Source organism: Flavobacterium cryophilum, from assembly GCF_048286555.1.
Classification (GTDB): Bacteria; Bacteroidota; Bacteroidia; order Flavobacteriales; family Flavobacteriaceae; genus Flavobacterium.
The window spans coordinates 91,138-105,326 of sequence record NZ_JBLVPZ010000009.1; the positions used below are offsets into that span (position 1 = coordinate 91,138).

At 34.1% G+C, this 14,189-nt stretch carries 12 protein-coding genes; 10 read left to right on the forward strand and 2 right to left on the reverse strand.

Annotated elements, in window-relative coordinates:
- Window positions 1–15: 15 nt before the first annotated feature.
- From ACNQGJ_RS13240 to rodA, 5 genes are all read left to right on the forward strand, one after another.
- Window positions 16–1,044, forward strand: a complete 1,029-nt coding sequence (locus ACNQGJ_RS13240) for a rod shape-determining protein (protein WP_417973491.1) — start codon at window positions 16–18, stop codon at window positions 1,042–1,044.
- Between the two features lie 95 nt (window positions 1,045–1,139).
- The gene (gene mreC, locus ACNQGJ_RS13245; RefSeq protein ID WP_417973489.1) at window positions 1,140–1,964 is read left to right on the forward strand and encodes a rod shape-determining protein MreC; all 825 of its coding nucleotides are present in this window, start codon (window positions 1,140–1,142) and stop codon (window positions 1,962–1,964) included.
- Complete coding sequence (mreD, locus tag ACNQGJ_RS13250; protein WP_417973487.1) at window positions 1,957–2,463, forward strand: rod shape-determining protein MreD; 507 nt, start codon at window positions 1,957–1,959, stop codon at window positions 2,461–2,463. The genes mreC and mreD overlap by 8 nt, the downstream gene beginning before the upstream one ends.
- On the forward strand, window positions 2,460–4,412 hold the full coding sequence (mrdA, locus tag ACNQGJ_RS13255) for a penicillin-binding protein 2 (RefSeq protein WP_417973485.1): 1,953 nt from the start codon (window positions 2,460–2,462) through the stop codon (window positions 4,410–4,412). The genes mreD and mrdA overlap by 4 nt, the downstream gene beginning before the upstream one ends.
- Window positions 4,413–4,417: 5 nt before the next feature.
- Window positions 4,418–5,653, forward strand: a complete 1,236-nt coding sequence (gene rodA, locus ACNQGJ_RS13260; protein ID WP_417973483.1) for a rod shape-determining protein RodA — start codon at window positions 4,418–4,420, stop codon at window positions 5,651–5,653.
- Between the two features lie 730 nt (window positions 5,654–6,383).
- Here rodA and ACNQGJ_RS13265 read toward each other — a convergent pair.
- A complete protein-coding gene (locus ACNQGJ_RS13265; RefSeq protein WP_417973481.1) occupies window positions 6,384–8,561 on the reverse strand; it encodes a carboxy terminal-processing peptidase in 2,178 nt (725 codons plus the stop codon).
- 209 nt (window positions 8,562–8,770) lie between these two features.
- On the opposite strand from ACNQGJ_RS13265, the gene surE reads away from it, so the two are divergent.
- The 5 genes from surE to ACNQGJ_RS13290 all read left to right on the forward strand — a co-directional run bounded on the left by surE (window position 8,771) and on the right by ACNQGJ_RS13290 (window position 13,709).
- On the forward strand, window positions 8,771–9,550 hold the full coding sequence (gene surE / locus ACNQGJ_RS13270) for a 5'/3'-nucleotidase SurE (RefSeq protein WP_417973479.1): 780 nt from the start codon (window positions 8,771–8,773) through the stop codon (window positions 9,548–9,550).
- Entirely contained in the window at window positions 9,543–9,815 is a 273-nt protein-coding gene (locus ACNQGJ_RS13275; protein WP_417973477.1) for a hypothetical protein, read from the forward strand. The genes surE and ACNQGJ_RS13275 overlap by 8 nt, the downstream gene beginning before the upstream one ends.
- A 104-nt stretch (window positions 9,816–9,919) precedes the next feature.
- A complete protein-coding gene (gene lpxB / locus ACNQGJ_RS13280; RefSeq protein ID WP_417973475.1) occupies window positions 9,920–11,032 on the forward strand; it encodes a lipid-A-disaccharide synthase in 1,113 nt (370 codons plus the stop codon).
- Between the two features lie 46 nt (window positions 11,033–11,078).
- Window positions 11,079–11,600 (forward strand): C40 family peptidase, encoded by a 522-nt coding sequence (locus ACNQGJ_RS13285; protein ID WP_417973473.1) that lies wholly within the window; start codon window positions 11,079–11,081, stop codon window positions 11,598–11,600.
- 69 nt (window positions 11,601–11,669) lie between these two features.
- On the forward strand, window positions 11,670–13,709 hold the full coding sequence (locus ACNQGJ_RS13290) for a ComEC/Rec2 family competence protein (RefSeq protein WP_417973471.1): 2,040 nt from the start codon (window positions 11,670–11,672) through the stop codon (window positions 13,707–13,709).
- On the opposite strand, the gene ACNQGJ_RS13295 is transcribed toward ACNQGJ_RS13290, so the two are convergent.
- Window positions 13,710–14,171: a thioredoxin family protein gene (locus ACNQGJ_RS13295; protein WP_417973469.1), complete on the reverse strand. Its 462-nt coding sequence runs from the start codon at window positions 14,169–14,171 to the stop codon at window positions 13,710–13,712. It lies immediately after the preceding gene.
- Window positions 14,172–14,189: the final 18 nt, after the last annotated feature.

The window sequence follows — 14,189 nt, forward strand, 5'->3', positions numbered from 1 at the left end:
ACCCTTAAAAAACTTATGGGATTTTTTGATTTCATGACCGAGGATATTGCGATAGACCTTGGTACCGCCAACACTTTAATTATACATAATGATAAAGTTGTCATAGACAGCCCTTCGATAGTTGCTCGTGATAGAGTTTCTGGCAAAATCATCGCTGTTGGTAAAGAAGCCAGTTTGATGCAGGGTAAAACACATGAAAACATTAAAACAATAAGGCCTTTGAAAGATGGCGTAATTGCTGATTTTGATGCTTCTGAAAAAATGATAAGCTTATTTATTAAAAGCATACCCGCATTGAAGAAGAGAATGTTTACGCCCGCTTTACGAATGGTTGTATGTATTCCTTCCGGTATTACTGAAGTGGAGATGCGAGCTGTAAAAGAATCATGCGAAAGAGTGAACGGTAAGGAAGTCTATTTGATACACGAACCTATGGCTGCGGCAATAGGTATTGGAATCGATATTATGCAACCTAAAGGAAACATGATCGTTGACATAGGTGGTGGAACAACAGAAATTGCCGTAATAGCATTGGGTGGTATTGTATGTGATAAATCAGTAAAAATTGCTGGAGATGTGTTTACAAATGACATCGTTTATTACATGCGTACGCAACACAATCTTTTTGTTGGCGAGACTACCGCTGAAAAAATAAAAATTCAAATTGGTGCTGCAATAGAAGATTTAGAAACTCCTCCCGAAGACATGTCAGTTCAAGGTCGAGATTTATTGACCGGTAAACCAAAACAAGTAGAAGTTTCATATAGAGAAATTGCTAAAGCATTAGACAAATCAATCCAACGAATTGAAGATGCTGTAATGGAAACGTTATCCCAAACACCGCCTGAATTAGCTGCTGATATATACAACACAGGAATTTACCTTGCTGGTGGAGGATCTATGCTAAGAGGTCTTGATAAAAGGATTTCACAAAAAACAGATTTGCCTGTTTACATTGCTGAAGATCCTTTAAGAGCCGTAGTTAGAGGAACTGGTATGGCACTTAAAAACATCGCAAAATTTAAAAGCATTTTAATAAAATAGTCCGTTTGTGTTACACTAGTCAGCCTTCAAGCTCAAGTTAACTTTAAGCAATTAGATTACAAGACCTACAGTTATTTACATTATACCGTTAAGAAATGCAGCAAATATTTAATTTTATTTTTAAAAACAGTAATAGATTACTGTTTTTGCTGCTTTTGGGTATCTCGTTAACACTCACCATTCAATCCCATTCGTTCCACAGGAGCAAAATAATTAGCTCTGCAAACTTTTTAAGTGGCGGAGTATACGAAAAGGTGAACAATCTTAACGAATATTTGAATTTAAAAACTCAAAATGATGCACTTGCTCTCGAGAATGCAAAACTAAAAAGTCTTTTATTTAATCGTAAAGACACTACAGTAATAAAAAAACTGGACAGTATCAAAGGTGTAAATCCGGCCGACATTGTTGTTTCAAAAGTGATCCATAACTCCTACAATGTCTATGAAAATTACTTGACCTTAAATTCAGGAGAATTACAAGGCATAAAACCAGATATGGGCGTAATTAACAGTTTAGGAATTGTTGGTATCATAGAAAATACATCGCCAAATTATTCAACTGTAATTAGCATTCTAAATAAAAAATCTCGAATCAATGCCAAAATCAAAAAGTCAAATCACTTTGGTTCTTTAATTTGGGACGGAAAAAGCACTGGCTTTGTTCAATTGATTGATGTCCCTCGATTAGCGGCAATACGTAAAGGAGATACCATCGTAACCGGTGGTCAATCGGTAATTTTTCCAGAAGACATAGGAATAGGCACTATTGAAAATATATATATAGAAGAAAAAAATAATTATTACACTATAAACATAAGATTATTTAATGACATGACAAATTTAGGTCATGTCTATATAATAAAAAGCAAAGATCGTGAAGAAATCATTAATTTAGAAAAAGGAGAAAACGATGAATAGCGCATGGTTAGCCAATATTTTTCGATTTATTCTGTTATTAGCAGTTCAAATTATCATATTTAACAACATGAATTTTTTGGGATATATAAGCCCTTTTCCTTACCTACTGTTCATTATACTTTACCCAGTTAATGGGAACAAGTCAGGTCTAGTAGTGACAAGTTTTTTACTTGGACTTATAATGGACATGTTTAGCAATTCAGGCGGAATACATGCCACTGCATGTTTAATTCTAGCCTATTTTAGACCATCTATTTTTAAATTTGCATTTGGACTAAGCTATGAATATCAAACAGTGAAATTAAATGACGTATTAACGCCTGAAAGATTCTCTTTTATATTACTCTCTGTTGTAATCCATCACTTTACATTATTTTTATTGGGAGCATTCCAATTTAGTTTCATATTTGATATCCTAATCAGAACTTTATTAAGCACCGTATTTACAATCATTATTTGTATTATTATAATATATTTAATTAAGCCAAACAAAAGATGAGAAAAGTCTTGTTACCTTCTTTAATCATTTTAGCTACATTTTCTCTTGTACTGCGAATCTTTTATTTGCAAATTGTTGACGATACTTTAAAACTAAAGTCGGAAAACAATGCCATTAAAAAAAAATTTGAATATCCAGAAAGAGGCTATATTTATGATCGAAAAGGAAAGTTATTAGTTTCCAATCAAGCATCCTATGACATCATGGTCATTCCAAGGGAAGTAAAAAAAATGGATACGTTAGAATTTTGTCAATTACTGAACATCACAAAAGAAGATTTCATTAAAAAAATTGCAAAAGCTAGGACATACAGTCCGCGGTTACCCTCTGTTTTTTTATCTCAATTGAACAAAAGTGAATTTGCTGCTTTTCAAGAGAAAATAAGAAAATACGAAGGGTTTTATGTTCAAAAGCGTTCACTTCGTGACTACGAAGTAGCATTTGGGGCTAATGTATTTGGGGGCATTACTCAGGTAAATGAAAAATTGGTAGCCAAAAATCCATACTACAACAGCGGCGATTTAATTGGACGACAAGGAGTTGAAGAAAGCTATGAAGAACTTTTACGAGGAGTAAAGGGCGTAAAATACATTCAAAAAGACAAATACAATAGGGAAATCGGTTCTTATAAAAATGGAAAATACGATACTACCGCGGTTCAAGGTGAAGACATTAACCTTACGATAGACGCCACAATTCAAAAGTATGGCGAGGAGTTAATGATTAATAAACGAGGTGGAATTGTAGCAATTGAACCTCGTACCGGCGAAATATTAGCATTGATAACTGCACCATCTTATGACCCAGGACTTTTAGTAGGTAGACAACGATCAAAGAATTATACAGCGTTGTACCGCGACTCCATTGCAAAACCGCTATATGACAGAGGTTTACTGGCCGAATATCCTCCTGGCTCACCCTTTAAAATCCTGACTGGACTGGTAGCGCTGCAAGAAGGAGTCGTTGATGAGCAAACTACTTTCTTTTGTAATGGCGGTTTTAGTTACGGGCGTGGGCGATTTCAGAGATGCCACTGTAAAATTTTTGGAAATGTCCGGTTAAACAACGGAGTCTATAGATCTTGTAACGCTTACTTTTCAAATGCCTATTTAAAAACAATCGCCAAATATGCAAAACCTGCTTATGCCGTTGACGTATGGAGCAATCATTTAAAAAGTTTTGGATTAGGGCAATTTATGGGCTATGATTTGCCAACCGGTAAAAAAGGAAACGTACCCAATTCAAAAACTTATAAAAGAGTATATCCAAACGGAGGCTGGAGAGGCACTACAATCATATCCAATGCCATCGGGCAGGGAGAAGTTTTGATGACGCCTATACAGCTCGCCAACATGATGGCAACCGTTGCCAATGAAGGATATTACTACACGCCTCATATCATCAAAAAAATAGAAGGACACAAAATCGACAAAAAATTCACAACCAAACATGTCACCACAATCGACAAAAAGTACTACAAACCTATTATAAGTGGTTTATTTGACGTTTATAATTTGGGTACAGCAAGTTCACTTCGAGTAGAAGGAATAGATATTTGCGGTAAAACAGGAACCGCAGAAAATTACGCAAATATAGGAGGTAAAAGAATTCAACTAAAAGATCACTCTATATTTGTAGCTTTTGCGCCAAAGGATAACCCCAAAATTGCAATAGCCATCATGATTGAAAACGGAGGCTTTGGAGCAACAATTGCGGGCCCAATTGCCAGCTTGATGATTGAAAAATACCTCAGACAAAAAATCACCAGAACAGATTTAGAAAAAAGAGTACTCGCAATAAGTTTACAAAGCGAATATGCTAAATTAGGAGGCCTGTCTGAAGCCGTGAAATTACAATTAAGAATTAGCGATTCACTTCTAAAAAAGAAAACAATAATTCCAGCTGTAAAAAAAGCAGATACCACCAAATCGATTAAACAAGCTATTTAATTCAGATGAAAAACCAAAGCATAACAAATAACATTGACTGGATAAGCATCATAATATATGTATCATTAGTTATTATGGGTTGGCTAAATATCTACTCGTCTTCGCTTTCATCAATGGAAGACACTCATGAAAAACAGCTGATATTCATTATATTAACTATTCCTTTAATTTTTATTGTGCTTTCTGTTGACGGTAAATTTTACGAGAAATACGCAAGTATCATTTTTGGAATTTCTTTACTTACATTAGCAGGATTGTTTTTATTTGGAAAAACTATCGCCGGTCAGCGTTGTTGGTACGCGATAGGAAGTTTTACTATCCAACCTTCTGAATTTGCAAAAGCTGCCACTGCTTTAGCGTTAGCCAAATATTTAAGCGACACCCAAATTAATCTAAAAGAAGTGAACAGGCAAGTACAAGCGCTTGCAATAATACTTTTGCCGGTCATCCTAATACTGCCGCAACCTGACCCTGGGAGTGCGCTAATATACAGCATCTTTATCATCGTCTTGTACCGCGAAGGCTTACCTTCATGGTATGTTTGGACAGGATTTATTGCTATCCTTTTGTTTGTATTAACACTTGTATTAGAACCGCAATATGTAATTTTTATAGCACTAATAACATTAATATTAGTTTATTTCAAATCAAGATTAGCCGATAGAAATATTATTTTAAGCAGTATTCTTTTTATTATTATTTCTGGGTTTGTTTTATCGGTAGACTATGTTTTCGAAAATGTATTTAAACAACATCATAGGGACCGTTTTAATATACTTTTGGGCAAAACCGTCGATCTAAAGGGAATCGGTTATAATACCAATCAATCTGAAATCGCAATTGGTTCAGGAGGTTGGTTAGGAAAAGGGTTTTTAGAAGGCACGCAAACTAAAGGAGGATTTGTCCCTGAACAACATACTGATTATATATTCACAACTGTAGGTGAGGAATGGGGCTTTGCAGGCTCATTAGTAGTAATCGCTCTTTTTGCAGGTTTATTTCTTAGAATAATTTACCTGGCAGAACGACAAAAAACAAAATTCAGCAGAGTTTATGGATATTGCGTTGCCGGTATTTTATTTATTCATTTCTTTGTAAATATTGCAATGGTAGTTGGTATTTTTCCAACAATTGGAGTTCCACTTCCTTTCTTTTCTTACGGAGGATCTGGTCTCTGGGGGTTCACTATATTATTATTTATATTTATAAAAATGGACGCCAATAAAGTAAACGAGTGGTAATTAAACAGGCTTTAACTATTAATATTTTAATTCGTATTTACCGTTTTACTAAATTTAATTTTTCGATTTAGAAGCAGTTTTGGCTTTGCAAAAAGACAAAGCATTAGTAATTTTTTACTTTTCAGGGCGAGTTAAAATTCCTATTTTTATAAAGAGCTATTTTTTTACTGTTTTTTTACTGTGGCCATTCAATCTACGCAGAAATTGTTTCATTCTATTTTTTGATTTAAGTAACTGAAAATATCACTTATTGAATTGCCATTTAAATTCCTCATCCTATCATTTTATGTGGCTGCAAATCTATTGCCTAATCCTTTTTTACTAAAAAATCATTAGGAATAATATCACTTGGGTAAACTGTTCGCTATTGTCACGTTCTGCCTTTGTATTAACAGGGGACGATTCTTCTAAATTAACATTACGTCAAGGCTATTACTATTGTTTTACGGAGTTTCTGAAGACTATTTTATACCATTGATTAGTTCATTACAGTCCAATTGTTTTTTGTCATATCGAGCGCAGTCGAGATGTCATAATGGTTCTCGACTGCGCTCGATATGACAATTGGACTATTTTAAATAACCAATGGTATTACAGTAACAGATTCTAAAATTTGGTAAAAAGGAACCCATTAATATACGAAAATAAAAACGCTCCAAAAATTCGTATTGAACTTTTGGAGCGTTATAGTTAGAACTGATCGTAAATTTTATGAACTAAAAAACACTTATCAAGATTTAGCTAATTTATCTTTTTTTAGTTTAACTGTATTAACTTTTTTCGAAATGGCTTTAGGTTGTAGGTCATCCAAAACATTAATTGCCTCCTCAACATAAATATCTTTAGATAAAGATTCATGCCATATCTCTCTTTTTTCTTTCAAAGAAATATCTTTACTCATCGCTTCTGCTTCATGTGGCAAAGAAGTAAATGTCAATGCGTTTTTGTAATTTACAATTGGCTTATATTTTTTAGCTTTCTCTTCAATTTCAGCTTGAGCAATTTTAAATTTGTCAATATTCAAACTATAGACGTTTTCTTCACTTCTGCTATCAATCCATTTTGCATTTTCTTCAATTAATTGAAACTGTGAATTTTTACTAATTCTGTTTTTACTATTGGTAATTGCTTGACTAAAGTTGGCATTATTATTCCAAACAGTATAATTAGCCTGATCTATTTTATCCCAAGGCATTGCATTATCAATATCACGCTCACCCATTTTTAAGTAAGCATATCGATCCGGCATAACGATATCGCTTCGCACACCTTCTAATTGTGTAGACCCTCCATTTATTCTATAGAACTTTTGCGTAGTAGTTTTAATAGCACCTAAATCACCCACAGAACTGCTTCTTACAAACTGGTTTAAATCAATTACGTTTTGAACCGTTCCTTTACCATAGGTTTGCTTACTTCCAATGATAATTCCTCTTTTATAATCTTGAATTGCAGCAGCAAGAATCTCCGAAGCCGATGCTGAGAAACTATTCACCATAATTACTAAAGGACCATCCCATTCAATTTTTTTATCTCGGTCATATAGCACCTCTTTTTTAGTGCCAGCTGATTTAATTTGAACTATTGGACCTTGCTCAATAAACAACCCAGCAATGTCAACAACTGTCGATAAAGATCCTCCACCGTCATCACGTACATCTAGAATAATTCCATTAACACCTGATTTTTTTAGTCGGTCAACTTCTAAGGCAATATCTTTTCCAGCATCTCTTCCGTCTCTATTTTCAAAATCAATGTAGAATTTTGGCAAATAAATCACTCCGTATTTCAAACCGTTTTTGTTTACAATACTTGACTTCGCATATGTTTCTTCTATTTCGACAATATCTCTGATGATAGAAATAATCTTAATCGTTCCATCCACTTTTTTCACTGTAAGACGAACTTCTGAACCTTTAGGTCCTTTTATTTTCTTAACAACGTCGTCCAAGCGCATCCCCACAACATCTACCGATTCACCATCACCTTGAGCCACTTTCATAATTAAGTCTCCTGCTTCAAGCTGTTTTCCCCTCCAAGCTGGACCACCAGAGATAAGTTCTGAAATTTCAGTAAGATCATTTTTCTTTTGTAAGCGGGCGCCAATTCCTTCTAATTTCCCACTGATGCTTACATCAAAACGCTCTTTTTCTTCCGGTGCAAAATAATTCGTGTGCGGATCAAAACGTGCCGTTATAGAATTTATATACACTGAAAACCAGTCGTTTCTATCTAAATCTTTAATAAAACCAAAATACTCGTCTAATGATTTTACTGAACTTTCTCTCGTTTCTTTTTCTAAAACAGCAAAAGATTTAATTTGATACGTGGCATCATTTTTCTTTTTATCTTCTTCTAATTTTTGCTTATCAACAAGAGACGAAAGCGTAGATAATTTAATTTGCTTACGCCATTTGTCACTTAGTTCAGCCAAATTTTTAGTGTACGGCGCTTTTTCATAATCAATATTGAAGCTTTCTTCAACTGAATAGTCAAAAGGCTTACTCAAAATATCTTTGTAAATTTTTTTGCTTTCGTCCATGCGCTTCGTTAAACGATCATAAGTCAAATTGAAAAAACTCAAATCTTTATTCAATAATTGATCATCTAATTGCATTTCAAATTTTGAAAATTCATCGATATCGGACTGCAAAAAGAATCGTTTTGATGGATCTAAAGCTTCAATATAATCTTTATATATTCCTTTCGAAAACGCATCATCAATAGTAGCTGGACTATAATGTCCTTTTGCTATAACAAATGTCAATAGCTCTAAAAGCAATTTATCTTTTTCAGGATCGGCTGATTTTTTCGCATTCATTTTGAAAGCAAATAATGTCACCGAAAGGCAGACAACAACCAGAAGTATTTTATAATTTCTTTTCATAAAGTTAATAATAGTATTCATGAATCTTTTAATCGAAGTTACGGTAAAAACTATGCCAGCAGTAGCAGTGTCTCCATAAATTTTTGTTAAAGATATAAAAATGATCGTTTATTTTAAGTTAATTGGATCAACTAAACATATTTTTATCTTTTGTTTACGCATTCGATTCTGTGTCATTACATTTGTCATGAAAATTAGCAATAATCACTCTCTTTTTACAAAATAAAACAATGAAAAAAACCAGACCTTTAATTTTAATAACAAATGATGACGGTATTTCGGCACCCGGACTTAGAGCTTTAATTGCCGTTATGGCAGAAATAGGCGAGATTGTTGTGGTGGCTCCTGACACCCCTCAAAGTGCCATGGGTCATGCCATTACCCTAAACAGCACTTTATATCTGAATAAAATATCTAAAGAAAACGACCCGTTTATAGAATACAGTTGTTCTGGAACACCGGTAGATTGTGTAAAACTTGCTGTAAATGAAATTCTGAAACGAAAACCGGATTTATGCGTTTCCGGCGTCAATCACGGATCAAATTCTTCCATAAACGTCATCTATTCCGGAACAATGAGCGCCGCAGTAGAAGCTGGCATAGAGGGAATTCCAGCGATTGGTTTCTCTTTATTGGATTACGATTGGAATGCCAATTTTGACAATATAAAATCTTTTATTCGAACAATAACAGTAGAAGTTTTAGAAAACGGGCTACCGGAAGGCGTGGTTTTGAATGTGAATTTTCCAAAATTAAAAGAAAAAGACATTAAAGGAATTCGAATTTGTCGTCAAGCGAAGGCCATTTGGGTAGAGCAATTTGATAAAAGAAAAACCCCTCAAGGAAAGGATTACTATTGGCTTGCCGGAGAGTTTGTAAACCAAAACAAAGGCGAGGATACTGATGAATGGGCTTTGCAAGAGGGATACATATCCGTTGTCCCTGTTCAATTTGATTTGACAGCGCACCACGCCATTCAACAACTTAACACCTGGAAATGGAATGAATAAAACCGACTTGTTTTTAGGAATTTTAATAGGATTTGCCACAACGCTACTTGGGAGTTATATTTTTATAACGTTTTTTACTGCATTTAATTTTATGGCAGGAATTCAAATTATAAAATCACAGGGCAACTTAGGTAAAATCATAACATTAGGCACAATCCTTACTTTGGCAGCATTTGGAATTTTATTAAAAATGAATAAAGAAACAATGGCTCGCGGTGTGGTTTTAGCCGTCATTACAATGGCAATCCTCACTATGTTTATTTAAGAATTGTTAATAGTTTATCTTTGCAATTTAGAAAACAGTTTATTACAATAAATATGATTTTATAGGTTTGAAATCCAAATTTATAAACTCCTTATCAAGAAAGAATGAAATATTATATTATAGCGGGTGAAGCTTCAGGCGATTTGCATGGTTCCAATTTGATGAAAGAATTGTATAAAAAAGACCCACATGCAAACATCCGATTTTGGGGTGGCGATTTGATGCATAATGTTGGCGGCACGTTAGTAAAACACTATCGGGAATTGGCATTTATGGGTTTTATCGAAGTGATTTTCAACTTAAAAACCATCCTGAACAACATAAAAATATGCAAAAAAGATATTCTTATGTTTCAGCCCGATGTGCTTATTTTCATAGATTATCCCGGTTTTAATTTGCGTATCGCAAAATGGGCCAAAGTGTTAGGCATGAGAACACATTATTATATTTCTCCTCAAATCTGGGCTTGGAAAGAAAGTAGAATTACCGATATCAAACGCGATATTGATAAAATGTACGTGATTTTACCTTTCGAAAAACAATTCTACGAGGACAAACATCACTTCCCAGTTGAGTTTGTAGGGCATCCGCTGATTGATGCTATACACAACCAACCTGCAGTGGACCCAATTCTTTTTAGAAAAGAAAATCAATTAGACGAAAAACCAATTATCGCTATTTTACCGGGAAGCAGAAAACAAGAAATTACTAAGATGCTATCACTTATGTTAAGTGTTGTAAATGATTTTCCCGATTATCAATTTGTCATCGCTGGCGCTCCAAGTCAGGAATTCTCTTTTTATGAAAATTTCATTGTTCATAAAAATATAAAATTCATCTCGAATAAAACTTATGATTTATTGCGAAATTCGACTGCTGCATTAGTTACTTCGGGAACCGCAACGCTGGAGACGGCACTTTTTAAAGTTCCAGAAGTGGTCTGTTACAAAGGCAGCTGGGCTTCTTATCAAATTGCGAAACGAATCATAACACTCAAGTACATTTCATTAGTAAATTTGATACTGGATGAAGAAGTGGTTACTGAATTAATTCAAGAGGAATGTACCACAAAACGCATTTGTGAAGAACTGGCAAAAATTTTGGAATCCAATCATCGCAATACTCTTTTAGAAAAATATGCGTTATTAGAAGACAAGTTAGGTGGCATGGGCGCTAGTGAGAAAACCGCTAAATTAATTGTATCTGATCTACAATAACTTACCCCTAATTTGCAACTATTTAAATTCATCAAAACATATTCTTTTGAAACATTTCGGATTCCTAGTATTGATTCTTATATTTTTTACAGCCTGTAAATCGACTTCCAGCATAGTCACTTCTAAAAAATCTGACCTAAAAAAAGAGAGGGTAACAAAAACCGAAAAGAGAAAAACAAATCGTTTGGCGGAAGAGCTAATAGATGCGGCAGCAGAAAATCTTGGCGTAAAATACAAATATGCGGGCACAACAAAAGCAGGTTATGATTGTTCCGGCTTAATGTACACTATTTTTGATTCACACAACATAACCCTCCCTCGCAACTCGTATCAACAGTCAAAAGTTGGCGAGGTTATAAATACCAAGAACAAAGAAGCTCAGAAAGGCGATTTAATATTTTTTAAAACCAATAAAAATTCGCAGATAAACCACGTAGGAATCGTGATTGAAGTCAGCGATGATGAAATAAAATTTATTCATTCTTCTACCTCTAAAGGCGTAATTATTTCCTCCACCAAAGAACCATATTATAAAAAGACCTTTGTACAATTGAATCGCATACTATAGACATCCGGAAAAGCGAGTCACTTTAAAATATTAAAGTTGTTTCTTACTAAAAATACGTACTTTAGTTCCATGAAAGTATTCCAATTCCCTTTGGCAAGAATAACAATTGGATTTATTTCAGGAATTCTTTTTGCCTTTTACTTTCCGCTTCCGATAGCACAAGTCTTTACTATCTTAGCAATATCCCTTGCTATTTTTGGGGCCATGTATTTTTTATTCAAAAATAAAAGCAATAATGGTTTCTTTTTCAGTGTAACAACGTACCTCGTGTCTTTTCTTATTGGGATTTCCACTCAAGTCATTCACACCGATCATTTTCAAAAAAGCAATTATGTTCACCATCCGAGTATTTTTCAAAAACCACATTCCATTTCCTTAATTATTCGCGAAAAATTAAAAAGCAGCCCATTCAGTGACCGCTACATTGCTATTATAAATCGTATCGATCAGAAAGTGCAAACAGGAAGAATTATATTAAATATTCCGAACGGTAGTATAGATTCTGAATTTAAGGTAGGAACGCCCTTACTTATCCAAGGCGTTTTATCTAAAAACAAATCTCCCAGTAATCCAAATCAATTTGATTACAGTAAATATCTCCAAAACAAACAAATCTATGCACAACTGTATGCCGATGTTGACGAAATTAAAATTGGGTCTAAAATAGAGAAAAATATCTGGTACTATTCCTCTCAATTAAGAACAAGAATTATTCGGAATTTAGAAAAAAACAACTTCCATACAACCGAATTAAATGTTGCCGTTGCTTTAATAATGGGACAACAGCAGGATATTTCTCCAGAAATTATTCGGGATTATCAATATGCCGGAGCGGTACACATTTTATCGGTATCAGGACTGCACATTGGATTCATTTTGATTTTTGTTACCTTCATACTAAAACCTATTCCTAATACTAAACGTGGTTCATTTATAAAACTACTCATCATTCTCGCCTCTTTATTCACTTTCGGAATCATTGCGGGTTTAGCACCTTCAGTTGTTCGTTCGGTAACAATGTTTTCATTTGTTGCCATCGGAAATCATTTGAGACGAAGTGTCAATATTTACCATACTTTATTAGTTTCTATCCTACTGATTTTACTTTTTGAACCTTCGTTTTTATTTGATGTCGGTTTCCAATTAAGTTATTTAGCGTTATTTTTTATTATTTGGTTGCAACCTCTTTTGGCCTCAATTTGGTCACCAAAAAAAAGGGTTCCAAAATATATTTGGGATATTCTTACGGTTTCGTTTGCCGCTCAAATAGGGACTTTACCTTTGAGTATTTATTATTTCCATCAATTTCCGGGATTATTTTTTGTGACCAATTTAATTATCATTCCGGTATTGAGCATCATTATGATCTTGGGAGTTATAGTGATGCTTTTAGCCGCATTTAACAGCATTCCAATATTCCTTTCGCAACTATTAGAATGGAGTATTTATTATTTAAATAAAATCATCAATGCGATTGCGTCTTTGGAACAGTTTATACTACAAGATATTCCATTACATTTTTATCTGTTGCTAAGTAGCTATTTATTACTTATAACTGCCGTTATTTATTTAAAGAAACCAAGTTTTAACAAATTAGTATTGGTATTAGTTTCCATCATGATTGTACAAATTTCATGTCTGGGTATTCAATGGAATACTCAAAGCGAACAGGAGTGGATTGTATTCAACGTTAAAAAAAACACTTTATTGGCAGAACGAAAGGGAGAAAAAATTACGATCTATGCCAATGACAGCCTTTTAAAAACCGTTCCAAAAAACAAGACATTAAAATCATATCAAATTGGGAATTTAAGCCGCATTAGAACGAAAAAAAAATTGCAAAACCTTTTCTATTTTAATGGAAAAAAGATTTTTATCATAGACAGTTTTGGTGTCTTTCCAAAAAACATGAAACCGGACATTATTATACTGACGCAATCTCCCAAAATAAATTTTGAACGACTTTTACGAACCATCAGACCAAAGATAGTCATAGCCGATGCCTCTAATTACAAAACCATTCAGAAACAGTGGAAGGCAACTTGTATGAAACAAAAAATCCCTTTTCACGCTACGAGTGAAAAGGGATATTATAAATTGAATTACTAATTATTTTTTATGCAGGAATCCATTTGCAACAGCTAACCATGCAGTTGGTCCACCTGCAATGTAACCGGTACTTCCTACACTTTCAAAATTGACTTTGCCCGCTACAGTTGTAACATTCGCAAAATGAACTGTGGGGAATCCTTGAATCGCAAAAACTTGCTGCAATTCGTCATTTTGTTTTTTAATCTCAGGAGTCTGTGGCGTTTTTCTAGGATAATCTAATTCGACTAAAACCACATTTTCTTTGGCCCAAGCAGCAAATTCAGGTGTTTTTAAAACCTCTTTCTGTAACCTGATACACCAACCACACCAATCGCTACCAGTAAAAAACAATAGCATCGGTTTTTTAGTTTTTTTAGAAACTTCCATCGCCTTAACGACATTAGTTTCCCAAACTAATTCTTGTGCTTCAGCGGCGAATGAACCCGCAAACAATAATAAAGCAATTACTATTTTCTTCATATTTATAATTTTTAATTA

Excerpts from the sequence above, each read along its gene's own strand:
- rodA (WP_417973483.1), top strand. The coding sequence starts at position 4,418 with ATGAAAAACCAAAGCATAACAAATAACATTGACTGGATAAGCATCATA.
- mreD (WP_417973487.1), top strand. The coding sequence starts at position 1,957 with ATGAATAGCGCATGGTTAGCCAATATTTTTCGATTTATTCTGTTATTA.
- lpxB (WP_417973475.1), top strand. The coding sequence starts at position 9,920 with ATGAAATATTATATTATAGCGGGTGAAGCTTCAGGCGATTTGCATGGT.
- ACNQGJ_RS13290 (WP_417973471.1), top strand. The coding sequence starts at position 11,670 with ATGAAAGTATTCCAATTCCCTTTGGCAAGAATAACAATTGGATTTATT.
- ACNQGJ_RS13265 (WP_417973481.1), bottom strand. The coding sequence starts at position 8,561 with ATGAATACTATTATTAACTTTATGAAAAGAAATTATAAAATACTTCTG.
- mreC (WP_417973489.1), top strand. The coding sequence starts at position 1,140 with ATGCAGCAAATATTTAATTTTATTTTTAAAAACAGTAATAGATTACTG.
- mrdA (WP_417973485.1), top strand. The coding sequence starts at position 2,460 with ATGAGAAAAGTCTTGTTACCTTCTTTAATCATTTTAGCTACATTTTCT.
- ACNQGJ_RS13295 (WP_417973469.1), bottom strand. The coding sequence starts at position 14,171 with ATGAAGAAAATAGTAATTGCTTTATTATTGTTTGCGGGTTCATTCGCC.
- surE (WP_417973479.1), top strand. The coding sequence starts at position 8,771 with ATGAAAAAAACCAGACCTTTAATTTTAATAACAAATGATGACGGTATT.
- ACNQGJ_RS13240 (WP_417973491.1), top strand. The coding sequence starts at position 16 with ATGGGATTTTTTGATTTCATGACCGAGGATATTGCGATAGACCTTGGT.
- ACNQGJ_RS13275 (WP_417973477.1), top strand. The coding sequence starts at position 9,543 with ATGAATAAAACCGACTTGTTTTTAGGAATTTTAATAGGATTTGCCACA.